This window comes from Zarconia sp. (assembly GCF_057467645.1).
The window spans coordinates 1-22,260 of sequence record NZ_JBRJXU010000117.1; the positions used below are offsets into that span (position 1 = coordinate 1).

The following is a 22,260-nucleotide window of genomic DNA, read 5'->3' on the forward strand; positions in this document are numbered from 1 at the left end:
CCCTACACCCCACACCCTACACCCCACACCCCACACCCCGCGCCTAACATTAACTCAGATTTAAGAAGCTATCCAACGCCTCCACCATCGCCGGAGGCCAGCGGCGAATCCCAGCAACCCAGTCGAGATCTCGGTAGCGCGGATCTAAACCCACGGCAGCCACCCAGTTACTCTCCGCTTCCCCGATTTTTCCCTCACTCCAGAGAACGGCCGTTACCGCCGCTCGAACATCGGCAAATTGGGGATATCGGCGCGCCAGATTTTTGAAGTTGCGCAGTGCTTCTCGGGCATCTCCGAGTTGGTAGAGCATCAAAGCGTGGTTGGCGCGAGCAATCCCCAATCTCGGTTCTAACTCCATTGCTTTTTGATAGTCTGCTAGTGCCCCCTGCCAATTTTGCAGTCCGGCTTTGGCGTTGCCGCGATTGTTGTAGGCCGCCGCCTCCGACTCGTCGAGTTCCAGGACCCGATCGTAATCGGCGATCGCATCTTCCCACCGTTGCAAACCCTCATAAGCCGCACCGCGATTCAGATAGGGATCGGGGGTATCCGGGGCGAGTTCGACGGATCGATCGTAATCGGAAATGGCCGCCTCCAGGCGATTGAGACCGACTCGGACGTTACCTCGATTGCTCCAAAGTGCCGGATTGGTGGGAAATTCCTCGATCGCTTTGCTCCAAAATATTTCGGCCTCGGTAAAGTTGCCCCGTTCCATAGCACGAACGGCCTGAGTGCTGAGTTGCTCTAACTGGGCAAGTTGCGTTTGGGTGATGGGTGTGGGAGTGAGTGCGGGATGGGCAATCCCACCGAACCAGGAGAGGACGGAGAACGCGAGGGTACTCAGCCAAGCCAAAATAAAACTCATATAAATATTGCTTAGAAATTTTGCTAAAACTAGAATTGCTAGAATCGATCGCTGTTTTTTAGCTTAGCGCTAAATCTACTGGGATTCGAGATGGTTTTGGCTCGAGCCATCAATTAAGGGATTTGCGGGAAAATAATATACCAACCGTAGGGGTCAACGGCCGTTGACCCCTACGGTAAATTGTTGACAAACTGGGATCTTGTTTTTTTGCAAGTCTCTAAACTCACAAGTCAGTTGAATTCCGTAAGAATGAGCGAATCCATTGCATATACTTCAGGTCTTCTTCTTCAAAAATTCCCGAGCCACCTAAAATTAAAGCTCTGGCTAACTCATCTTTGGCTCTTTCAAAATCGTCTAACTCGTATTGAACTTGTCCCAATCTTAGATGAATGAAGGGGTTGCCGATCGCATCCGGACAATGCATGGCATCTTGAAGAAACTGTCGCGATTTTGGGTAGTCTTTTAAGATAAAGTAAAGATCGCCAATCGCTGTAAGTATCCAAGTCGATGCTTCCCAATCGGTTATCGGTTCCGGGATTAAGTCTAAAGCCTCTAAATATTTATCCAGTGCCCGATCGAACTTTTCTTCTTCTTCATCTTTCTGCCCCAACTCACACAATCGATCGATTTTTTCAAAAACGGGTTCGATATCAGGATTATCGTTCATTCCGTTTTTCTTGCTTCAACCAACGCGCGAACTTCTCCTCAAACTCAAAGGCTTCTTGCTCGAATGGATTATTTTTATAGCTTTCGTCAGCTCGCTTGTACTCTTGAAAATAGCGATAGCCAAACCCTTCTAAACTGCCATATTGTTCGTATTGTCGTACGTGAACTAGTTCGTGAGCCAGTAAAATTAATTGGTCTGTATCGTCAGGTTTGTAGGGGTCTCGCAGATAAATTCGATTGCCGTAAACTTGAGCGTTCGATTTCCCCACATCAATCCGGAAACTTGCAGAAACCCACTCATCCATCAGTTGGGCATTGTAAATAATATAAACCCGATCGACTAAATCGCCAAAATGAGGTCGCAAGTATCGTTTTTGAGTTTCATCTAAGCCTTGAGCGATACCGTTATGGGCAGCTAAAATCTGGGCGGAGGTTTGATAGCCAACGGCTCCTGCCTTTGCCCATGCAGATTCTGGCACTTGCTTGGGAACTTTTCCCTGACATAACTGCCCGGTAAACGTACTGGGATAATCGCAGAATTTAGTTGCTCGATAGACAACTGGTGCAATAATTAAACCCAGGGAAATACATCCCAACAACGCTCCAAAGTAACCGATAATTTTATGAGAGGTTTTCATTCTCTCAAGATAAAAATTCCTGTACGAGTGAGAAACACCCTAATGTTTCACGTTGATAACATTTGAAATGAGAATATTTGAAACTTGTGAAAATCTGAAGCTCGAACGGTTTATTCTCCTTTCTTTTTATATCATAAAGCTAACTTTACCGATCGCTCGATTCTGTCAAGCAGGAGACCGTTGAGCGGCACATCAGGCGGTAAAGTTCGATCGATTTAATCGCGACCCAACTTTTGGAGCAACGCTTGGCGCATCACATCCACGGGAACCGGCTGCTGCAACCACTTCTCTAATGCTGCCGCCCCCTGACATACCAGCATTTGAGAACCATCGATCGCTTTAATCCCCACCAGTTGCGCTTCCTTGAGAAATTGAGTGGGACTGGGGGTATAAATTAAATCGTAGGCGATCGCATCGGCAGCGAGTTTGGCAAAAAGCGTTGCATCCAAAGGCGATCGATCCACATGGGGAGACATGCCGACGGGGGTAGAATTCACCAGCAGCGTCGCTCCGAAAACTGCATCCGCAACGGCATCGGCGAGATAGGGCTTCAGATTGACTTCAATCGGCGAATCCTGCCAACTGGCGGCAAATCGATCGAGTTTTTCCGGATTTCGCCCGACAACGCGAATCTCTCGACAGCCGAGTTGTGCCGCACCAGCTACCACTGCCCGCGCCGCACCCCCATTACCCAGAACCACCGCCACGGTCTGACTCCAATCTCGATTCAGGGCGGTGAGGGGGGCGAGAAACCCTTCCACATCGGTATTCGTCCCTTCCCAGCCCCGATCGCTGCGCCAAACGGTATTCACTGCCCCCACCGCCTGCGCCACGGGGGAAATCTCCGCCAGAAGGGGGATGATGGCTTGTTTGTGGGGAATGGTGATATTGAACCCTACCAAGCCGATGGCAGCAAATCCAGCGATCGCCGTTTCCAGGTTTTCTGCCGCGATCGGGAAGGGGAGATAGACGTAATTGAGATCGAGGGCGGCGATCGCCGCGTTGTGCATGGCGGGGGAGAGGGAATGTTCGACGGGATCGCCGATGACCCCGAGTAGTTTGGTTTTTCCAGTAATCATCGGTTGCAGTATTGGTGACTCCCTGCCGCGAGCGACTTTTTCTAGCATAGATCGAATGGGAGACGGAGATGCAGAGGCGATCGCAGCGCGCACGTTTTTCGTCATGGTTTGGAGATTCGATCGCTTGTTTTAACGTCAGTTTTGGATAAGACCGTTTCGGGTGAGCTTAGGGTGACCGGGTGTGGGGCTTATGGGGTGGGGTTCGAGGTTTTCTACCCAGCACTCGAATCTACATCGCCTCGCTGGACTTTCAAGCATCCTTAACCCGAACTCACGTTGTTTTAAGAACATAACTCGTTCCCCATCACGGAAAATTTGTAACCACAAAGCGACCAAACTGCTATAAGTCTTAATTCAATTCGATCGAACGCCGCTGGATTGGAAAGGTTGCGTTAGCCTAGTTGACGCTTTGGATCGAGTTGCCCTGGCTGGGTTGAGGAGTCCTCCGTAACTCGATCGAAGCAATATTGACCATATCAATCGTGGATTAGGTCAGGGTGCGATCGCACCTGAAATACGATCGCACTTTTGGCCAATCCCATCTTGACTTTTCATCCAACTGGCAACCGCATGAAACAACCGAACTCGAATCCCAAACATAGCCCCATGTTCTGTTTTCGTGCCGACTGGCAGCGTTCGATCGATTTTGACGATCGCGCCGTTCCCGAGTGGTTCTGCGTTCAAACGAACTGGCAGGGATACGGGATTTCCACCGTTCCCTGGATTGCCGATGTCGCAAGGGAGTTGGGGTTATTACCGGCGGAAAATACCCCGGAATCCTGGATTGCCTATTTGGAGAGTTTGGGATTGCGGGGGGTGACAGTAGTCTCCTGCGAGGAGTTGTTTGAGGAGCGATTGTATTCTTGATGTCATATTTTGATGCACTCCACCAGAATTGAATGACATCAGCCCGATCTCTCCTGTCTGATTCAGATCTGGATTTCCGATCGCCAATCCGGATGAAAACGCCATTTTTCGGTAATACTTGGAAATATCGAGAGTTGTCGCCGACAAGTAATGCTGCATATCACTGCATTTTTGCAAAACTTCATGTGACGATTGCAGAATTGTCACAAAAAAATATGTTTTTGAAGTGAAGCGATAGAAGGAAAAATTTGAGGTTTTAAGGCGAGTGTCTTTCGGTATTACAAGGGTTTTCGCGTTTTTACATCGAACTTTAGTGCAAAAAGCAATAAAAACCCATAATGAAATCGTGTCAATACCCTACCACACCTCAAAATTCTTGTAAATTCGTTTTTTAAATGAGAATGGAGTCAATAAAAAATTGCTTGAAATTTACTAATTGATTGGAATTTAAAAACTAATCGATAGTATAGATAAGTATAAATTTTTAAAACCCACTTTCATTTCTATTTCCCCCCTGCCGACTCCCGACACGCAAGGCTATAAAATCGGATCGGCAAATTTTCCCCAGATGCAACTATCGTGAACTCACCGATCGCCCTCGAAGCTGTCGATACCCTATTTATTGCCCTGATTCTGGCAGTGGCGATCGCCGCAGGGGTTACCGAAGTTCGAGCGATTCGCGACTACCAAACCCGGCAATGTCACCCAGTTGCCGAGGCGATCGATTTTCTGCGATCGCATCCCCCCACCAAAGCGATCGAACGGGCGATACTGAGCGAAGCCTTATGGCGATGGCTGATCCAGCATCTCGACGGAACCCTCACCGGTAAACGATTTCATCCCCGCATTGAGGGCGAGCGCTTTGTTTGCCTCACCCCACCCGCCATCTTCAACCAACCCATTCCCCGCTCTCCCGTTGCCTTTGCCCCCACCCTGCTGACGGCGTTGGGGGTGTTAGGCACTTTCACTGGAATTTACCTCGGATTGCAGGGGGTAGATATTGGCGCGATCGCCGATCCCGATACCCTGCTGGCGAAGAGTTTGGCGCTGTTGGGGGGAATGAAAATCGCTTTCATCACCTCCCTGTATGGTTTGGGGGCAGCGAGTTTGTCGATTTTGGGGTTAGCTCTGGGGGAACGCATCCGCAAAAACCAGCGCGATCGCCTGCGATATCGGTTCGATGGGGTGGTTACAGTGGCAACGCCGGGGCGGCTGCTCTCGCGATTGGATAAAACCCTCGAGGCCAAAAAGGTTGGAGAGACGGGACGGGGAGAACTGACTCGGGAAGCTATTGGGGAAGCCATTGGCGAGGCGATCGGGCGATCGTTACATCCCCAGTTCGATCGCTTGGCAGAAGAATTGGCGCAAATCCGCACCGGGCAAACCACTCCCGAGGCAATTTACCAGCCGTTTCAACCCACTTTTGCCTCGATTTCTGGGGAATTACGGCAAATCCGGGAACGACAAGCCACCCAAGACAACACCCTAGAAAGGTTGCTGGGGCAAATGCGGCAAGAACTCATCGAACCGGTGGTGCAACGCCTCGATGAAAGTGCGGCGCTGACGCGGGAAGCCTCCCGATCGGTGAGCCAACTGCGCGGTTCTCTCGGGGAAATTAGCGCTAGTTTAGCCCACTCCATTCAAACCATCCAAAACTTCCAAACCGAAACCCTGGTGCAGTTACAAGAATTTGCCCAGAACTTGCAAAGTATCCTCGATGGATTTCGCCAGGAAACCGGGGCGGTGATGCAAGATGTTGCGATGCAAATCGATCGGGCGGTGAATGAAAGTATCGCCGGGATGGAAACACAACGCAGCGCATTTGAAGAGAGTGCGAATCGGGTTGCGGGGGCATTTATTCAACAAACGGAAACCCTGAAAACTGTCGGGCGAGAGGCATCGGATTTGATGCAAGATGCGCGCCAAAATTTACTCGAAACCCTGCAACAGATCGATACTCTGCTGCAAAAAACTCGCCAGACGGTGCAGGAAGAGTTAGCGACGTTTCGTTTGGAATACCAGCAGGAATTGCAGCAGTTTTTCGTCGAACAAAATAACCTCCTCGATGGGACGTTAAACCAGCAGCGAGAGGGGTTGAGTGGAGTTGCCGATAAATTACAAACGGTATTTCGCGAAGATGCTCCGAAATTGAGCGATCGCATTATTGAAAGTATGGCAAATATCGATCGGACGGCGACGGTGGTGATGGAGTTAGCGAATACGACGGGGTTGCAATCGGGAGAACGGTTGGCACAATTGCAACAACTGGCAACAACTTTGGGGGGAGAAGCCGATCGCATTGATACTGCCTATACTCATTTAGTCGATCGTTTAAATCGGAGTCTCCAAATGGGGAACGAACAGTTAGCGAGTTATTTACAACAAGCCAACGAAACCTACAGCCAAAGTCTGGAACATGTCGATCGCGCAGCGGCTGAAGTCTGCACGCAACTCCATTCCACTTCGCAGGGATTGATGGATGTTGCCAGTTATTTGGTTGCCGCCGCTGAGGATTTACGAAATAGTTCCCGTTTGGAGTAAATTGTGGGGTTTTAAGGATAACGAATGAAACTCAACACCTTTCAATTTGAGCTCGTGACGGTAGACGATCGAGGAGAAGAGATCGATCGCCGTTTGAGTGAAGCACGATCGTTTTTAGAATCGATCGACGGTGTTTTACTCGAAATAGTCGTGATTCCAGGAGGCAATCTTGAAATCGAACCATCGAACCCCAAATTTAAGGGTGAATCGTTGAGTCGCGAATATCCCCAACATCATGTTACCGTCCCTTCCTTTTTAATAGGCAAATATCCGATTACTCAAGCCCAGTGGCAAGCGGTTGCCAGCTTACCGAAAGTCGATCGAAATTTGAATCGCGATCCATCAAATTTAAAGGGAGAAAATCACCCGGTCGAAAATGTCTCCTGGTACAATGCCGCAGAGTTTTGTCAGCGACTCTCCCATGCAACCAGAAAACAATATCGACTCCCCAGCCAGGTGGAATGGGAATATGCCTGCCGTGCCGGAACAACTACCCCCTTTCACTTTGGTGCCACCCTCACTACCACCCTGGCAAACTACGATAGGACTTGGACTTTTGCCTCAGAACCGAAAGGGGAGTATCGCAAGCAAACAACAGAAGTCGGCAGCTTCCCCCCCAACGCTTTCGGACTCTACGATATGCATGGAAACGTTTGGGAATGGTGTGCCGAAAACTGGGATGAAAATTATCAACGATCGCTCAACGATCGAAACGAATGGAAGTTTGGAGACGACATCGCATGGCGATTTGAAGATGAAACGTCTTTTAAACGGCTGCGCGGTGGTTCCTGGAATAGCTATTCGGATTTCTGCCGTTCTGATGACAGTATGAATAATATCGTGAAGTTCGCTCTCGATGACGATATCGGTTTTCGAGTGTTAGGTACGCTGCCATAAACTCCACCGATCGCAATGGCTAACCGATTTTGACTGATGCCATAGGTTTTTAACACCTTTCTGAGTGCTTTCCCTGCTTTACCCATATCCACCTACGACGTCTCATCATCCGGTGGTGAAGTCTCCATCACCCGTCCCAAATAGAGAAATAGAAAATTCTTCGCGGCATCTTCGTCGAGGGTTTCGAGGGCGGCGACGATTTCGGGAATCGTCTCGGCGAGGGGATCGCGTTTTTCGTTCACCCAATGATTCACCGTCGATCGTCCGATTCCCATGACAACCGCAAGTTTATTCTGGCTGATGCCATAGCTTTGTAACACCTCTCGGAGAGCTTTTCCTGCTTTACCCATATCCACCTACGATGTCGCATCATCCGGTGGTGGAGTCTCCATTACCCGTCCTAGGTAGAGAAACAGGAAATTTTGTGCTGCATCTTCGTCGAGGGTTTCGAGGGCGGCGACGATTTCGGGAATCGTCTCGGCGAGGGGATCGCGTTTTTCGTTTACCCACTGACTGACGGTAGAACGATTGATACCGATCGCAATCGCTAAGCGATTTTGACTGATGCCGTAGGTGTTCAAAACTTGTCTGAGTGCTTTCCCTGCTTTGCCCATGTCCCCAATAGTGTCAGAGGGCGATCGGCAAGTAAATGGTTGCAAGTGAAAACGTTTGGGATATAATCGGGTTGTTCTCACTTGAGAACATTAAGAATGCAAAATTCAACCCTATGCCATGTCTTGTCATAAATCCAGCTATCCTAACCCAATTCCCGCGATCGCCAACCCATTCCTCGACGGCGACAACCCCGCCAACCGAATGATTTTAATGGGAAACCCTGAATGGATTCGGAGGGTTATTCACCGATTGCACTGTTTGGGCGTTGTTGAAGTGAGTGGTTGGAGTCCAATACTACCAATGGGTAAATCGGGAGAAGGAATGAGTCTTATGAAGTATTCGCAACCTAAAGATACCGCATCAAAATAGCAAAACCGGTACGTATAATAAGAAAACGTTCCCACATCCAGAGAGTCTAACTTATCGCATCTAAACTGACTGTCATGGCTTATCCCTTACAAGAGAAATACATCAATCTCCTCACAGATTTTGGCTTCAAACGGGTTTTTGGAACCGAACCCAATAAAGCCTTACTCGTTGATTTTTTAAATACTCTCTTACCCTCATACCATAAAATCAAGGAATTAACCTACAAAAGTAACGAAAATTTAGGCAGTACCGCCCTCGATCGCAAAGCCATTTTCGATATCTATTGCCAGGGAGAGAATGGAGAACGATTTATTGTCGAAATCCAAAAAGCAAAACAAAACTTTTTTAAAGATCGAAGCGTTTACTATGCGACGTTTCCCATCCAAGAACAAGCCCTAAAAGGCGATTGGAATTACAAGCTAACCCCAGTTTACACCGTGGGAGTCTTAGATTTTATCTTTGAGGAACACAAGAACGAAGAAACCTTTATTCATACGGTAGAACTCAAAAATCAAAATTGCGATGTCTTTTATGACAAACTAAAATTCGTTTATCTCGAGTTACCCAAATTCACGAAAACTCTCGAACAGCTCGATTCCCATTTAGATAAGTGGCTGTTTTTACTCAAACATCTCCCAGATTTAAACGAACCACCCCAAACGCTGCAAGAAAGTATCTTCGATCGACTCTTTGAAGTGGCAGAAATTGCCAATTTCTCACCCACAGAGCAAGATAGCTATGAAAATAGCCTGAAATACTACCGCGATTTGAATAATGTCGTTGATACTTCCAGGCAGGAAGGGCGAGAGGAGGGCTTGCAAGAAGGATTAGTTCGAGGGCGGCAAGAGGGCAGAGAAGAGGCTGCCAGAGCGCTGATTTTACGCCTTCTATCTCGTACCCTAGGAGAACTTCCCAGTCCTTTACAAGAGCAAATGTCTCAACTCTCCCTCGACGAATTGGAACAGTTGAGCGAGGCGTTATTAGATTTTGCGACCCTTGAAGATTTAAGGGCTTGGTTCGATCGATAATCCTCCCCTGCCTCCTCTGCCTCGCAAGAAAAACTGCCCACCCGATAACTATAACGGCCTGGATTCGAGATTACTCGGGACGACCGAAACAAGTCCGACCATCTAGGGGAACCGGTTGAACGCTGGCCATCGAACCGGTAGTTTGAGCGAATTGGGAATTCGGCGCGATCGTATCTTCGCTGAGGATAACCCCATCGAGATTGGTGGTTTCATCGACGATCGCCCCGCGAAAGGTTGCCGCACTCAAATCGGCCCCACTGAGGTTCGCACCACTGAGGTTGGCGTAGAAAAAATCGACATTTGACAGGTTTGCCCCGGATAAATCGGCCCCGGATAAGTCGGCACAACTAAAATACGATCCCCGCAGATCGAGATCGGTCAGAGTTGCCCCTTGCAAGTTCGTCTGCCGCAGTTTGACATTGTGATAGCGCTGCCAATCTTCCGGATCGGGGCTGAGGGTGACGCTAGAGAGATCGCATCCCTGGCAAGTATCCGAGGTGCCCTCAAGGAAAATCTCCCGAGCTTCCGGGTCGTTGCTTTGAGATAGCCCAGGAGCGATCGGTCCGAGTAAGACGATTAAGGCAGTCGATGCAGCAATTTGAAATTTCATCGTTGTTTAAAAGGCTATAAAAGGTATTTCCCGCAGGATGCGGGTATCGAAATTTGCCATCTCAAGTCTCAAGAAAAAACAATGTCAGCGACATCGCACGCAATGGGGGGAGTTTTGTGGTGGCTGACATTTGAGTCGGTCAAGTCTAGAACCGTCACGTCTCCCCTCAATGGATACCGAATCCAGATGAGAATGACGATCGCGACAAAAGCAATACAACAGCAATGTCTGAAGATACTATCCTTGCTTGAGCTGCGATCGCTCTCTGAAACCGTGGGAATTCGACCCGAACTCGATATTACTCCGATCGACCCAAGCAATAGGGGCGATTGTCGAAGGGAATCGGTTCGACGACATTCATCAGACCGGTATCCCGAGCAAATTGAGAATTCGGGGCGATCGTATTTTCATCGATCGTAATTCCCTCCAGGTTCGTATTCGCATCCAAAACGGCCCCGCGAAACGTTGCCGCACTGACGTTAGCCCCGCTGAGATTCGCCCCGCTGAGGTTGGTATAGAGAAAGTCGACATTAGACAAATCGGTCCCGGTTAAATCCGCCCCGGATAAGTCGGCGCAGGTAAAGTATGCCCCGCTGAGGTTGAGATTGCGCAGGGTGGCATTACTCAAGTCCGATTGTCGCATGGAGACGTTCTCGAAGCGATCGGGTCTTCTCGGGTCTTCGGTGAGGGTGACGCCACTCAGATCGCACCCCTGGCAGGAATCGGCTTCCCCAGCCAGAAACAGAGCCGGATCGTCGGTATTAAATCGAAGTTGGATTTGTTGCGCCAAAACCGGGGAAATGGCGATAGATGTTGTCACTAAACTGATGGCGGCGATCGTTTTTAATTTCATCGATCGAATCTCCTAAGTTTCATGAATTTAGTGTTGAGTTTTTTATCTGAAGTTGAGGGTGCAAAACTCGACCATCGATGAATTTCGATCGTCAATTTATGACCTCATACCAATTAGAAAATAGCAGTATTATATCAGGATGCTCGATCGAGTCAATGCCTGAGAAACCCGTTTCCTCTCGTTTGATGGTTCGAGGCTCGGAGTTGAGTTTTTGTAACCCCCTGTAGCATGAGTGCAGAGGTAATCTTTGCTACCGTTTAGTCAGCGTTATTTGAGTTTTGTGATGCTGGAGGGGACGCTTGAATAACTGTCCCAATCTTTGCCATCAGTTATCGCAATATCCCCTGTTTCTATGAAATTATCGCGAGCATTTAGTCCTCTGCGATCGGCAATCCTTCGCGCGTAGTCGCGCGCGCGAAGGGTTTTAGGCTCTTAGAGAAAGCCATAATTTCAGGAGTTTGAGCTTAGAAGAGGTTAAAGTTATCAGCTCGATGCCGACGTTGAAGCTGACGACTGATGGCCGATATCTAAATGCTTATCAATTCTCCAAAGGCGAAAAACCCAATCTCTAGATCTGACGATCTGATTTTATTGAACGGTAAACGGAAATTGAGTATCCAGATTCCAGTGACGTCCGTCATGACAGAGTAATGTCAGCTCGGGAACGGTAAATTTACGCTCGATCGATCGCTCTTTAAACTGCGGCCAAGCCTGGTGAAAATCTCGTTTCTTTAAATCCCGAAAGGCAACGGTCATGTGAGGAGAAAAAGCATGACGGGAGGGCTGGTTGGCGATGGATGCAAACCGTTGATGAAGAAACGTCTCTAACGCAGCTTGCACTTGCATTAATTCCGGAGTTTTGAAAACGTTGACGTAGATAACTCGAGGAGGAAACGCGCCGAAACCTGAAAGTATCAGAGGGATGGGAGCCTGCCATTGGGTAAATTCCGCCAGACTTTCCCTCAAGGTTTCAAGGCGATCGACCTCCCATGCAAACGGCGGTTGTAACGTCACGTGGGGCGGCGATTTTAGCGCGGCGCGACTATTATAATTTCGAGCAAAAAATTGTTTGATTTCAGTCACTTCCTCAGCCACCTCAACCGGGGGAAGTAACGCGATAAAATAAAGGTTTGCCGATGGTTTCACGAGCTACATCCTTCTAGAAAAACCGATTACCCACGAAATTAAAATGCCTTGGTTTGCCAAAATTGAAACCGGAATCGTTGAGAAATCCATTTTCGATCGATACGTTCCGGCTCACAAAGCCTACGTCCGAGACTTAATCGAGAAAGGACACCAAGCCCGATCGGGCTATTGGGAACGACGCGGCGGCGGAATGTTGCTGTTTCAAGCCGAGTCCATGGAAGAAGCCCAGGCGATCGTCTCCCGAGACCCCCTCGTCAGCAACGGCTGCGTGGAATACGAACTTTATCGCTGGTGCATCGTTGTCGAATGACAGTTCGATGGTATCATTATCTATAGACCTGGACCCATGCGGTCGCAACGCCCAAACCTTGTCAGGACCGGAAGGTAGCAGCAATACGGGATGCTTGTGGCAGGCGTGGACTCCGGGTCGCCTTATTTTGAGAGCCAAGATCGCCCCGCTTCCCCTACATTCGCTTCAATCTCACTGGGCAAATTCATCGGTTTTTTCTAAGCTGTAAGTAATAACGAGCAGATAACGCAGATACATTTTAAGGAGCCTAGATCGGTATGGCTGGTTTTGGAGATATGGTTCAAAAAGCGTTTTACCTGGGGGTGGGACTCGCTTCCTATGCCGGGGAAAAAGCAACGAGCAAGCTCTCAGAAGTGCGAGTTCAAGCTCAGAAACTTGCAGATGAAATGGTCGAACGGGGGGAGATGAGTACCGACGAAGCGCGTCGCTTTGTCGAAGAAATGATGCAGCAAGGACAGCCAACGCCCGGTACTGCGTCTCCTAAATCTGCCCCCGCAGAACCTCGGAAAATCGAAATTCTCGATGATGACGACCCAGCAGAAACTTCATCTGAGGGCGAGAATGTTTCTAAGTTGCACGAGCAGGTTCAAGAACTGCAAGACGAACTGCGTCGCTTGGAACGAGATTAGGATTGAGGGAGTGAGGGGGATTTCCGTACTTCTTCAAAATAAGAGCGGAACGATTGGCAATTGACACGACGATCGAATACGTCAATTTAATAATGGAAGATTGGGCCAAAGAATTTTTTAAAGCGATCGACACCTGGAGTGAAGATGTCGATCGCTTTTTCCAAGATATCGCCGACGAAGTCGACGAGGTGGTAGACGAGTGGGTGGAGTTCTCGGAAAACGTCGGCAAACAGGTCGAAGAAAGTCTGCGCGCCACATTACCCATCGATGAAATGGCAGCTGAATTCGATCGAGCCGTGCGGGAGTTCGTCGAACCGATGTTTGAGTTCTATCTCGATGTCGATTTCGATGTATTCGAGCTAGAAGAAGAGACCGACGAAACCGATCCCTTCGTACCTATCACCTACGTGCCGCCAACGGCCGATTCCAACCCCGCTTGTATCGGCTGCGAGAACTATCACGGTCATCTCTACGGCAAAAACCTACTCGTGTGCGGGATGCATCCCTACGGCCAGGAGGGAGACAGCTGTCCGGACTGGGAATCGAAAAATTTGAACTAACCGGCTGGGTTCTGGAGTTGAGAATTATAAAGCACAGACGGCTCGGATGTGCTAACTTATCCTATTAAGTTTCGATTTCGATGGCTTTGGGTCAAAATTGCTGCGAGCCGAGGTTTAGAGTCGGGTCGGCAGTTTTCTGGGTGGGAATCGAAAGTTTGCACCCATCGCCCAACTGTAAGGGTCCAACTCCATCGATCGAATCCTCCATTGTGTTTGCTCACGCACATCAGTACTTCAAGTAATGCGCCAACTTTTCACTCACCTGCGCCAGTTCCGATCGCAACGGAACTGGTTTTTTGCCGTGTTTCGATCCCTCCCCCATCGCCTCGGAGTCGCCATCCGCACCCGCCTCGTCCGACAAATTGCTATTTGGACCTGCCTGCTGCTGTTTAGCTTCACCGCCGCCCGAGTGTGGGCCAACCAAACCACAGCCAATGCTGGCATCGTTCGCACCAGCGACACCCTCCTCTACAGCGGTGTCGAACCCCAACGAGAGTTTCGCGGCGCCTGGGTTGCCTCCGTGGCGAATATCGATTGGCCTTCTCGATCGGGTTTATCCGTCGAACGCCAGCAAGCCGAACTCCTGGGCATTCTCGATCGAATGCAAGAGTTAAATCTCAACGCCCTGGTGTTGCAAATCCGACCCGCTGGGGATGCACTGTATGCCTCGGAACTCGAACCCTGGAGTTCTTGGCTGACGGGAACCCAAGGACAAGCCCCCCAACCCTATTACGATCCTTTGGCGTTTGCGATCGCCGAAAGTCACAAACGCAACATCGAACTCCACGCTTGGTTCAATCCCTACCGCGCCCAAAATGCCGACACCTACAGCTTGGCAGCCGATCACATGGCGCGGAAGTTCCCCCAATATGCCTATCGCTACGGGGATTTACTGTGGATGGACCCCGGTGCGGAGGAAGTTCAAGACCAAACCTATAACGTCATCCTCGATGTGGTGCGCCGCTACGATGTCGATGGCATTCACCTCGACGACTATTTCTACCCCTATCCCCAAGGTGGACTGGATTTTCCCGACGATCGCACCTACAACGCCTACCGCAACAAGGGGGGAACCCTGACGCGAGGGGACTGGCGCAGAGATAACGTCAACCGATTGGTAGAGCGCCTTTACACCGGGGTTCATGCCGTCAAACCCCACGTCAAATTCGGTATCAGTCCCTTCGGTATCTACCGTCCCGGACAACCCCCCGGCATCGAAGGCATGGACCAATACGCCCAGATTTACGCCGATCCGAAGTTATGGCTGGAACGGGGTTGGGTAGATTACATGGCCCCGCAGTTGTACTGGCCCATCGATCGATACGCCCAAAGCTACCCCGTACTTCTGGATTGGTGGCTGTCGAACAATCCCAATCGCCGTCACATTTACGCGGGGAACTATCTCAGTCAAATCGATGGCGCCGGCTGGCCGGTATCGGAATTTCAGCGTCAGGTGGATATTTCTCGCCAAGGTGCCGATCGCCTTTCTTTGGGGAATATCTTCTTCAGCATGAAGATGTTCTCGAACAATCGGCAGGGAGTGAACGACGTGTTCAAGGCTTCCGTGTATCCAACACCGGCCCTGACACCGAAAATGGAGTGGTTGGACGCACTTGCTCCCAATCCCCCCTCGCAAGTACAGGCGACTTCCAATTTAATTCGTTGGGATGGCGATGACTCCGGAGATGTTCGGTCTTGGTCCCTTTACTATAAGAAGGGTCAGACCTGGAGTTTGTGGAAAGTCCTCAATGCCGATACCGTCAGCGTGACGGTTCCACCGGGGGTTTATGCGGTCTCGGCAGTGGATGCAACAGCAAATGAAAGTCCGGCGGCGGTCATTGAAGTGGGGCAATAGACTGCAAGCCTAGAGAATCGCGATCGATTTTCGGATGATGCACCGACGATTTATCCCAACCCTGGGGAATCCATTAAAGGATCGAGATATCTCGATCCTTTAATGGATTCCCAAACTGCCCGCCAACCCCGAGGAATCAACGCCCTGCCTTGAGAACTCGATCGGCTGTTAGATTGAGATTTGGGAAGGTGGGAGAAGAAATTACCATTTGCTCGGTGAAACGTTGCTCTTCGTATGATGTTTCTTCAAGCGTCAGTACCAACACCACTTGGCGGTAGGGGTCTACGATCCAATATTCTTGAATGCCCCGTTCTGCGTACTCTCGCCGCTTTTCGATATAGTCGCGGTCGTAGTTTTTCTCTCCGGGTTCGCCGGGTGATACCACTTCCACCACCAGCATTGGGGCTGGCAAATCGGTATAGAGTAAAGCTTGTTTGAGTCCTTCGATTGCCTTCGCCGATTCTTCAGAGTGAACCATCAAATCGGGTTCGCGGGCGGTAACTTCGCGACTGCTGACGGCAATTTGCTGTTTGATGCCCAACCGATAGTAGGGAATTCCCATTTGCAAGAAGGTTGCCAGGAGGAAAATTGCAATCTGAGTATTAATCGTACTTTCGGCCCCCATCTCAACTAAGACCCCATCAACGAGTTCGTAGCGGGTATCGGTGCCGTCGTCATAGTTAAGGTACTCCTGAAGAGTCATTCGTTGGTGGGTGGAGAGCATCATAGATCGAGCCTCTGGCAATTATCCTTATTTTAGGGGAATGTTTGGGGTGGGCGCGATCGCGAATGCCTTTTATATCCTTAGAGCGTTAGGAGTTAATATCGCACCATGACACAAGCACTCGAACAACGAACCTACACGCCTCAAGAGTATCTCGAACTCGAAATTGCATCTGAAACTCGCAGCGAATACCGTCATGGAGAAATCATTCCCATGACTGGGGGTACGCCGAATCACAATGATATTGCTGGAAACTTATATATTCTTCTTAAATCTGATCTCAAAGGGAAAGACTACCGAACTTTCGTTGCGGATCAACGACTTTGGATTCCAAATGCCAGCCTCTATACCTATCCCGATGTGATGGTTCTGCCGAAACCTCTCGAACTTCAAACCGGACGCAAAGATACCGTTGTCAACCCTTGTTTTCTTGCTGAAGTTCTCTCGAAATCAACGCGAGATTACGACCGTGGTGACAAGTTTGCGGCCTACCGCAGCATCGAGAGTTTTCGCGAATATCTCCTCATCGACCAATATAGTATTCATGTCGAACACTATGTCAAAACGGCCGCGAATCAATGGCTGTTTTCAGAATACGACGATCTAAATGTCACATTATCGATGAGTACGTTTGAGGCTCAAATCTCGATCGTCGATCTCTATGAAAATATTGAGATTGACGCTTGATAATAGAGAAGGTGCGATCGCGCGCCGATCGTCCTTGCGATAACTGATATGAGCAACTTAAAGTGCTGGGTCTCTATCTGTCAATGAGAAAGATATTCAAAGAAGATAAGGAGGTAAACTCAAAGATGACCCTAACTGCGATCGATTTGCCGATGGAACAAATTGCTGAATTTTGCGATCGCTGGAACGTTGCTGAATTTTCCTTATTTGGGTCTGTGTTACGGGATGACTTTCGACCCGATAGCGATATTGATGTCATGGTGCAATTTCACGCCGAAGCTCATCCAACACTTTTTGACTTAGCCCAAATGGAGGAGAAATTAAAAGTGATGTTTCAGCGTGATGTTGACTTAGTCACTCGTAAAGGTATTGAAACAAGTCGTAACTATTTGCGCCGAAATGCTATTCTCTCTTCGACTCGGGTGATTTATGGAACGCGATCTACAATCTCTGCTTGACATACTGCAATCCGCACAAATTATTGTGGGTTATATTGCGGGGCGATCGCGAGATGAACTCAACAACGATCTCCAACTTCAAGATGCCGTCATTCGCAGGTTTTTAATTATTGGCGAAGCTGCCAGACGGGTATCTGAAGAAACTCGGCAAACTTTAACAACAATTCCCTGGACGGCAATGAATGGGATGAGAAATCGGCTGGTGCATGAATATGACGGTATCGATCTGGATGTGGTTTGGGATACCGCTGCGAACAGCCTCCCTATTTTGATATCGGAGTTAGAAAAAGTTGTTCCTCCCGAAGAATAGCAGCAGTAAGGCAGTTATTCTGGTTGAAACGTAGCTTGGGGTGGCGAAAATTGAGAAGAGCTATCGCACGCTGATAGTCCTTGCGATAACTTATATAAGCAATTGGAAGTCTTGGACATTAACCCATTACCCTCTAAAAGAGCAGAAATGAAAGCACTCAAGGTTATGGCAACCATCGACGAACAGGGACAACTGACATTAGATCGCCCCCTCTCCATCGATAAAAACAGTCGGGTTGAAGTCATTGTTCTCATTCCCGAAACCTCAGAACTTGATGAAGAAGAACAAACTCAAACCGAACTGCTAGAAGACTTTCAACAAGCTTGGCACGAAGCGATGACCGGACAAACTATCCCAGTTGCTCAACTTTGGGAGGGGCTTGAAGATGTCTGATAAGCCTATTGTCTCAGTTGAAGCTTCGCGATCGTTCCAGCGAAATCTCCGCACGCTTGCCAAGAAATATCGCCGTATTCGCAATGATGTGGAACCCATCATCAGCCAACTCCAGCAGGGAGAGTTACCTGGAGACCAAATTTCTGGAATTGGTTATACCGTCTTCAAGGTGAGAGTCCGAAATAGCGACATTCAGAAAGGTAAAAGTGGTGGGTATCGTCTGATTTACTATGCCAAAATGGCTATGGGCATTATTTTACTGACGATCTATGCAAAATCCGAACAAGTTGATATTTCTGCCGAGGATATTCGGAACATCATTACACAGTACGAACAAGGAGCGTTCGAAGATTGAGGGCATGGCTAAACAACTACGTGAAATTACTCACAAGCTATCAAATTACAATATAAGTAATTAATAATCTCTTTTTCCTTAAAATTCTCTTCTATCTATCTTCTATATATTCTGTGAAACGTTTGATGTATGAAAAAATTAGTTAAACTTGCAAACGAAGAGGCAAAACAGCACTTCTTAAAAGGAAGTAGCTACTTTAATGGAGATATGCCAAACTACATCAGCTTCGATCCAATCCTGAATGATGTTGATGCAGTCTTAAAAAGTCGAAGTTATCCTGAATTCAAGAACTCTAATCCGTGCGATTTGCAAGGTGTAAATTACAGCTTTATTGCAAATAAAGATGGGAGATTCGCGTGGAGACCATTAGAGCTAATGCACCCGGCTATTTATGTTTCCTTGATAAATACGATCTGTGAATCTCACAATTGGGAGCACATTACTCAGCGTTTTTCAGAGTTCGAAGGTGGAGCTGTTGACTGTTGTAGCGCTCCAGTAATGTCAGTTGACAATCAGACAGATGTGGCAACACAGATTAAGAGTTGGTGGCAAAGAGTTGAACAGCAATCCCTTAGCTACTCTCTAGAATTTAGTCATGTTCTCCACACTGATGTAACCGATTGCTATGGCTCTCTTTACACTCACAGCATTTCTTGGGCTCTTCATGGTATGGAAGAGGCTAAACAGAACAGAAGAAGAAATGCTCTCCTTGGCAACAAGATCGATTCACATATACAAGCAGGTCGGTATGGACAGACTAACGGTATTTCGCAAGGCTCAGTTTTGATGGACTTCATTGCGGAAATTGTGCTTGGTTTTGTTGACCAACAAATTCATAGCAAACTTGGTGAACCGAAGGATTTTCGAATTCTAAGATATCGTGACGATTACAGGATCTTTGCAAACAGTGACGATCGGGTCGAAGAAATCTTGAAAATCATCAGTGATGAATTGCGTTCTGTGGGCATGAAGCTAGGCGTTTCAAAGACTTTCATGAGCAAGAATGTTATTGAGGGATCGATCAAGCCGGATAAGCTAGCAGGCATTGATTTACAAGATCTTGGAGAGGCAAATGCTAAGACAATTCAGAAACAACTCCTACGGCTACATAAATTTGGTCAACGCTTCCCAAGCAGTGGTGCACTACGTCGTTTAGTGAGCGATTTTCATGTAAAATTATCGGAGCAAAGCGAGAGACCAGACGATCTAGAAGTACAAGTTGCAATTGCCACTGATATTGCCGTTGTTTCACCCAACACTTTTCCAGCGATTGCAGCTATCCTAAGTCATTTAATTTCGCTTGCCTCAGCTAATGAAAAAACTCACTTGTGGGACAAGGTACTGAATAAAATGAAGCGTGTGCCTTATAACGGCTACCTTGAAATCTGGTTACAGCGGGTAACGCAACCCAAGTCAGTAGGTATAGACTTTTCTAGTGATGAACGGATTTGCCAAATCGTGAACGGCGAGTCACCAGACCTATGGGAAAATACCTGGATTGCAAGCAATGAACTAAAAGCAGCATTAGATGTATCCCAAATTGTTGTCGGTTCAGTGGGTGAGGCTGAAGAAGTTATCAGCCCAGAAGAAGTCGCATTGTTTCAGCAGAATGCATGGGAATACCCTGTATAGATAAGTCAAAAAAGTTTAGATGCCACTAATTTATTTGATGCAAGCGATCGTATCATGGAAATTTTAGTCGTTGATTCGGTGGGGGTTCGAGGCGATCTACCGCTGCACACTTCACCTTCACCGTTACCCCCAATATTTTCGATCGTCTACCCTTTCACGGAATCGATTGATAAATTTCCTTCAGTTTTGCCTCCACCCCTGGCGAATAGGAAGTGAACCGAATCTCAAAGCATTTTTCCTCTAACTGCACCGATGTCACTTTGGCATACACTTCTTCGCTCGAGAAAGTGGGATCGTCCTTCCATAAATTGAGCTTGATATTGCTCATTTCCGGGGGGAGATCGTCTTTTCGCTTGAGATTCGTCTTGACTTGACCTCCCTTCAAAGAAAGTCCGACTAAAGACCCATCAAAGGTATTCGCCCCGAGATGTTTGCCTTCCAAAATCATATATTGGAGAGAAATGGGCATCGAAAGGGGAAAGAATGTCTCTTCTTCTTTCGGTAAAACCAGGTTATATTCACCGCGAACCCCTCCCACTTGATAGATGGTTAAGGGTTGTCGAACGCCTTTGGGGTGAATTTGCTTGTGCGAGTCAATTTGAACGATGTCTCGAACCTGTTGAAACGTCGATTCTGAAATTAAAATTTGCCCGCCGACGGTATAGGATTCAATTCGGTAGGTGAGATTCACTTGATTCCCGATCGCACTGTAATCCATGCGGGTTTCCGAGCCAATATTCCCCACCACCGCATCTCCCGTATTGATGCCAATCCCCATTTCCAGGGGAGGGTGACCCCATTCGTGCATGGTGTCGTTCACAGATGCCATCGCCAATTGCATGGCAACGGCACAAGCAACTGCCCGTTGCGCGTCATCATCTCGTTGGGTGGGTACGCCAAAAAAGACTAAAATCCCATCTCCCATAAACTTATTAATTGTGCCTTGATACTGCGCGATCGTCTCGGACATAGATTTGAGATAGAGGTTGAGAATCCGAACCACTTCTTCGGAAGATAATCGTTCGGATAAGGCCGTAAATCCTCTGAGATCGGAGGTTAAAATCGTCAGGGTTTTGCGATCGCCCCCCAATTTCAACTCTTCGGGTTTTTGCAGCAAATTAGTCACCACTTCCGCACTCAGATAGCGACCGAAAATCTGACCGATGAGTTGATTTTTGGCTTCTAAGTCTTGGTTGGCTTGGGCTAAATCCGCCGTGCGTTCCCGGACGCGCCGTTCTAATTCCCGGGCAATTCGCCGCAGTTTACCGATGGTTAACGCCAACCCAGACAGACCCAAGACGGATAAACCCCCCAACGTGATAAAGAGGCTTCTCAAACCGGTCTGAGTTTTGGCCATCAACCGGTCTACAGGTTGAGCGATTTCTATGATTCCCCGCACATCTCCCACGTTCCAATCCTTTTTCGGACTCTCGGGATGGCTGTTGTGACACGCCACGCAACTCGGTTCCATGACAATGGCTTCTGCATATCGAAACGCCGCATAACCGAGGGTGGTATCTTGACGAGAAAAGAGGGCGGTGGGATTTTCTCGCAAATATTCAAGGGCATCTCGCTCGAATTGGTCTCGCGGTCCCCCTTTTGCTTGTCGGTCGGGAAAAGGATAGTCGCTGTAGAGGCGAATGAAACTCCCCTCGAGTTCGTCACTGATACGCGCACCTAATTCGATCGTGTAGGTGGCTGGATTCGGAATCGCCCCGACAGTCGTTCGATAATCGTGGGTGACGGTGATTCCCTCAATAACGTTTGCCCGGTTAACCGCTTCGTCATTGTAGAGAATACGCGCCTCATTCATCACCTTCGCCGACAAGGTTGCATTTTGCAGAGCTTGGGCGACAATCAACCTGGAGGAGAGACTCGACATACTCGATAAAGCAATGCCAACCGCAAGACAAAATCCGATCGTCAGAACCCAAATAATCCGCTGAAAAATTAGGTTGAGTACCCGATTCCACCATTGAGCAATAACCTGTTGCATTCCAAAGAAATCTCAGCCAAAAGGGTTTTTTTCAATCTTATCCGCTTCGGTTATCCTCGGTCTGGGTTGAGGTGAGTTGGGTTCTATCGTCGCCGCCCAACGATCTCAACGGCGATCGCGATTGTCAGGAGTCTGATGGACGGCGAGCAGGGGGGACACAACCCCTCGCTCTCAAATCTG

At 48.5% G+C, this 22,260-nt stretch carries 25 protein-coding genes and 1 other RNA gene; 15 read left to right on the forward strand and 11 right to left on the reverse strand.

Annotation, left to right across the window (positions count from 1 at the left end; all coding sequences use genetic code 11):
* Nucleotides 1-49: 49 nt before the first annotated feature.
* The 4 genes from AC2215_RS18030 to AC2215_RS18045 all read right to left on the reverse strand — a co-directional run bounded on the left by AC2215_RS18030 (nucleotide 50) and on the right by AC2215_RS18045 (nucleotide 3,245).
* Nucleotides 50-862 (reverse strand): tetratricopeptide repeat protein, encoded by an 813-nt coding sequence (locus AC2215_RS18030; RefSeq protein WP_486811386.1) that lies wholly within the window; start codon nucleotides 860-862, stop codon nucleotides 50-52.
* A gap of 223 nt (nucleotides 863-1,085) precedes the next feature.
* On the reverse strand, nucleotides 1,086-1,529 hold the full coding sequence (locus AC2215_RS18035; protein ID WP_486811387.1) for a tetratricopeptide repeat protein: 444 nt from the start codon (nucleotides 1,527-1,529) through the stop codon (nucleotides 1,086-1,088).
* Nucleotides 1,519-2,166 carry an eCIS core domain-containing protein gene (locus AC2215_RS18040; protein ID WP_486811388.1) on the reverse strand — a complete coding sequence of 216 codons (648 nt, stop codon included), beginning with the start codon at nucleotides 2,164-2,166 and terminating at the stop codon, nucleotides 1,519-1,521. Before AC2215_RS18040 ends, AC2215_RS18035 begins: the two co-directional genes overlap by 11 nt.
* 215 nt (nucleotides 2,167-2,381) lie before the next feature.
* A complete protein-coding gene (locus tag AC2215_RS18045; protein ID WP_486811424.1) occupies nucleotides 2,382-3,245 on the reverse strand; it encodes a shikimate dehydrogenase in 864 nt (287 codons plus the stop codon).
* A gap of 570 nt (nucleotides 3,246-3,815) precedes the next feature.
* Between AC2215_RS18045 and AC2215_RS18050 the strand changes: the two genes are divergently transcribed.
* From AC2215_RS18050 to AC2215_RS18060, 3 genes are all read left to right on the forward strand, one after another.
* Nucleotides 3,816-4,112, forward strand: coding sequence for a hypothetical protein (locus tag AC2215_RS18050; protein ID WP_486811389.1), 297 nt, complete (start codon nucleotides 3,816-3,818; stop codon nucleotides 4,110-4,112).
* Between the two features lie 579 nt (nucleotides 4,113-4,691).
* On the forward strand, nucleotides 4,692-6,653 hold the full coding sequence (locus tag AC2215_RS18055; protein WP_486811390.1) for a hypothetical protein: 1,962 nt from the start codon (nucleotides 4,692-4,694) through the stop codon (nucleotides 6,651-6,653).
* Nucleotides 6,654-6,677: 24 nt separating this feature from the next.
* On the forward strand, nucleotides 6,678-7,550 hold the full coding sequence (locus tag AC2215_RS18060; RefSeq protein ID WP_486811391.1) for a formylglycine-generating enzyme family protein: 873 nt from the start codon (nucleotides 6,678-6,680) through the stop codon (nucleotides 7,548-7,550).
* A gap of 92 nt (nucleotides 7,551-7,642) precedes the next feature.
* Here the strand turns inward: AC2215_RS18060 and AC2215_RS18065 are convergent, their stop codons facing one another.
* Together AC2215_RS18065 and AC2215_RS18070 are read right to left on the reverse strand one after the other, a co-directional pair.
* Nucleotides 7,643-7,900 (reverse strand): helix-turn-helix domain-containing protein, encoded by a 258-nt coding sequence (locus tag AC2215_RS18065; RefSeq protein ID WP_486811392.1) that lies wholly within the window; start codon nucleotides 7,898-7,900, stop codon nucleotides 7,643-7,645.
* A gap of 6 nt (nucleotides 7,901-7,906) precedes the next feature.
* Nucleotides 7,907-8,164 (reverse strand): helix-turn-helix domain-containing protein, encoded by a 258-nt coding sequence (locus tag AC2215_RS18070; RefSeq protein WP_486811393.1) that lies wholly within the window; start codon nucleotides 8,162-8,164, stop codon nucleotides 7,907-7,909.
* A 444-nt stretch (nucleotides 8,165-8,608) separates the two neighbouring features.
* Here AC2215_RS18070 and AC2215_RS18075 point away from each other — a divergent pair, with 444 nt between their 5' ends.
* The gene (locus AC2215_RS18075; protein WP_486811394.1) at nucleotides 8,609-9,562 is read left to right on the forward strand and encodes an Rpn family recombination-promoting nuclease/putative transposase; all 954 of its coding nucleotides are present in this window, start codon (nucleotides 8,609-8,611) and stop codon (nucleotides 9,560-9,562) included.
* 70 nt (nucleotides 9,563-9,632) lie between these two features.
* On the opposite strand, the gene AC2215_RS18080 is transcribed toward AC2215_RS18075, so the two are convergent.
* The 3 genes from AC2215_RS18080 to AC2215_RS18090 all read right to left on the reverse strand — a co-directional run bounded on the left by AC2215_RS18080 (nucleotide 9,633) and on the right by AC2215_RS18090 (nucleotide 12,171).
* Complete coding sequence (locus AC2215_RS18080; RefSeq protein WP_486811395.1) at nucleotides 9,633-10,172, reverse strand: pentapeptide repeat-containing protein; 540 nt, start codon at nucleotides 10,170-10,172, stop codon at nucleotides 9,633-9,635.
* Nucleotides 10,173-10,470: 298 nt separating this feature from the next.
* A complete protein-coding gene (locus AC2215_RS18085; protein ID WP_486811396.1) occupies nucleotides 10,471-11,025 on the reverse strand; it encodes a pentapeptide repeat-containing protein in 555 nt (184 codons plus the stop codon).
* A 588-nt stretch (nucleotides 11,026-11,613) separates the two neighbouring features.
* A complete protein-coding gene (locus AC2215_RS18090; RefSeq protein ID WP_486811397.1) occupies nucleotides 11,614-12,171 on the reverse strand; it encodes a 2'-5' RNA ligase family protein in 558 nt (185 codons plus the stop codon).
* Nucleotides 12,172-12,214: 43 nt separating this feature from the next.
* Between AC2215_RS18090 and AC2215_RS18095 the strand changes: the two genes are divergently transcribed.
* From AC2215_RS18095 to AC2215_RS18115, 5 genes are all read left to right on the forward strand, one after another.
* Nucleotides 12,215-12,481 carry a YciI family protein gene (locus AC2215_RS18095; RefSeq protein ID WP_486811398.1) on the forward strand — a complete coding sequence of 89 codons (267 nt, stop codon included), beginning with the start codon at nucleotides 12,215-12,217 and terminating at the stop codon, nucleotides 12,479-12,481.
* A 25-nt stretch (nucleotides 12,482-12,506) separates the two neighbouring features.
* An RNA gene (gene ffs / locus AC2215_RS18100) (signal recognition particle sRNA small type) lies at nucleotides 12,507-12,603 on the forward strand.
* Between the two features lie 135 nt (nucleotides 12,604-12,738).
* Nucleotides 12,739-13,110, forward strand: a complete 372-nt coding sequence (locus tag AC2215_RS18105) for a phasin family protein (protein WP_486811399.1) — start codon at nucleotides 12,739-12,741, stop codon at nucleotides 13,108-13,110.
* Between the two features lie 53 nt (nucleotides 13,111-13,163).
* Nucleotides 13,164-13,670 (forward strand): hypothetical protein, encoded by a 507-nt coding sequence (locus tag AC2215_RS18110; protein ID WP_486811400.1) that lies wholly within the window; start codon nucleotides 13,164-13,166, stop codon nucleotides 13,668-13,670.
* Nucleotides 13,671-13,911: 241 nt separating this feature from the next.
* Nucleotides 13,912-15,525 carry a glycoside hydrolase family 10-like protein gene (locus AC2215_RS18115; RefSeq protein WP_486811401.1) on the forward strand — a complete coding sequence of 538 codons (1,614 nt, stop codon included), beginning with the start codon at nucleotides 13,912-13,914 and terminating at the stop codon, nucleotides 15,523-15,525.
* Nucleotides 15,526-15,661: 136 nt separating this feature from the next.
* Here AC2215_RS18115 and AC2215_RS18120 read toward each other — a convergent pair whose 3' ends face one another.
* Complete coding sequence (locus tag AC2215_RS18120) at nucleotides 15,662-16,252, reverse strand: Uma2 family endonuclease (RefSeq protein WP_486811402.1); 591 nt, start codon at nucleotides 16,250-16,252, stop codon at nucleotides 15,662-15,664.
* A 105-nt stretch (nucleotides 16,253-16,357) separates the two neighbouring features.
* On the opposite strand from AC2215_RS18120, the gene AC2215_RS18125 reads away from it, so the two are divergent.
* The 6 genes from AC2215_RS18125 to AC2215_RS18150 all read left to right on the forward strand — a co-directional run bounded on the left by AC2215_RS18125 (nucleotide 16,358) and on the right by AC2215_RS18150 (nucleotide 20,084).
* Nucleotides 16,358-16,936, forward strand: a complete 579-nt coding sequence (locus AC2215_RS18125; RefSeq protein ID WP_486811403.1) for a Uma2 family endonuclease — start codon at nucleotides 16,358-16,360, stop codon at nucleotides 16,934-16,936.
* A gap of 125 nt (nucleotides 16,937-17,061) precedes the next feature.
* Nucleotides 17,062-17,394: a nucleotidyltransferase family protein gene (locus AC2215_RS18130; protein WP_486811404.1), complete on the forward strand. Its 333-nt coding sequence runs from the start codon at nucleotides 17,062-17,064 to the stop codon at nucleotides 17,392-17,394.
* A complete protein-coding gene (locus AC2215_RS18135) occupies nucleotides 17,366-17,704 on the forward strand; it encodes a HepT-like ribonuclease domain-containing protein (protein WP_486811405.1) in 339 nt (112 codons plus the stop codon). Before AC2215_RS18130 ends, AC2215_RS18135 begins: the two co-directional genes overlap by 29 nt.
* Before the next feature lie 147 nt (nucleotides 17,705-17,851).
* Nucleotides 17,852-18,097, forward strand: a complete 246-nt coding sequence (locus AC2215_RS18140; protein ID WP_486811406.1) for a type II toxin-antitoxin system RelN family antitoxin — start codon at nucleotides 17,852-17,854, stop codon at nucleotides 18,095-18,097.
* The gene (locus AC2215_RS18145) at nucleotides 18,090-18,452 is read left to right on the forward strand and encodes a type II toxin-antitoxin system RelE/ParE family toxin (RefSeq protein ID WP_486811407.1); all 363 of its coding nucleotides are present in this window, start codon (nucleotides 18,090-18,092) and stop codon (nucleotides 18,450-18,452) included. Before AC2215_RS18140 ends, AC2215_RS18145 begins: the two co-directional genes overlap by 8 nt.
* Before the next feature lie 129 nt (nucleotides 18,453-18,581).
* Nucleotides 18,582-20,084: an RNA-directed DNA polymerase gene (locus tag AC2215_RS18150; RefSeq protein ID WP_486811408.1), complete on the forward strand. Its 1,503-nt coding sequence runs from the start codon at nucleotides 18,582-18,584 to the stop codon at nucleotides 20,082-20,084.
* A 154-nt stretch (nucleotides 20,085-20,238) separates the two neighbouring features.
* Here the strand turns inward: AC2215_RS18150 and AC2215_RS18155 are convergent, their stop codons facing one another.
* On the reverse strand, nucleotides 20,239-22,080 hold the full coding sequence (locus AC2215_RS18155; protein WP_486811409.1) for an adenylate/guanylate cyclase domain-containing protein: 1,842 nt from the start codon (nucleotides 22,078-22,080) through the stop codon (nucleotides 20,239-20,241).
* Nucleotides 22,081-22,260: the final 180 nt, after the last annotated feature.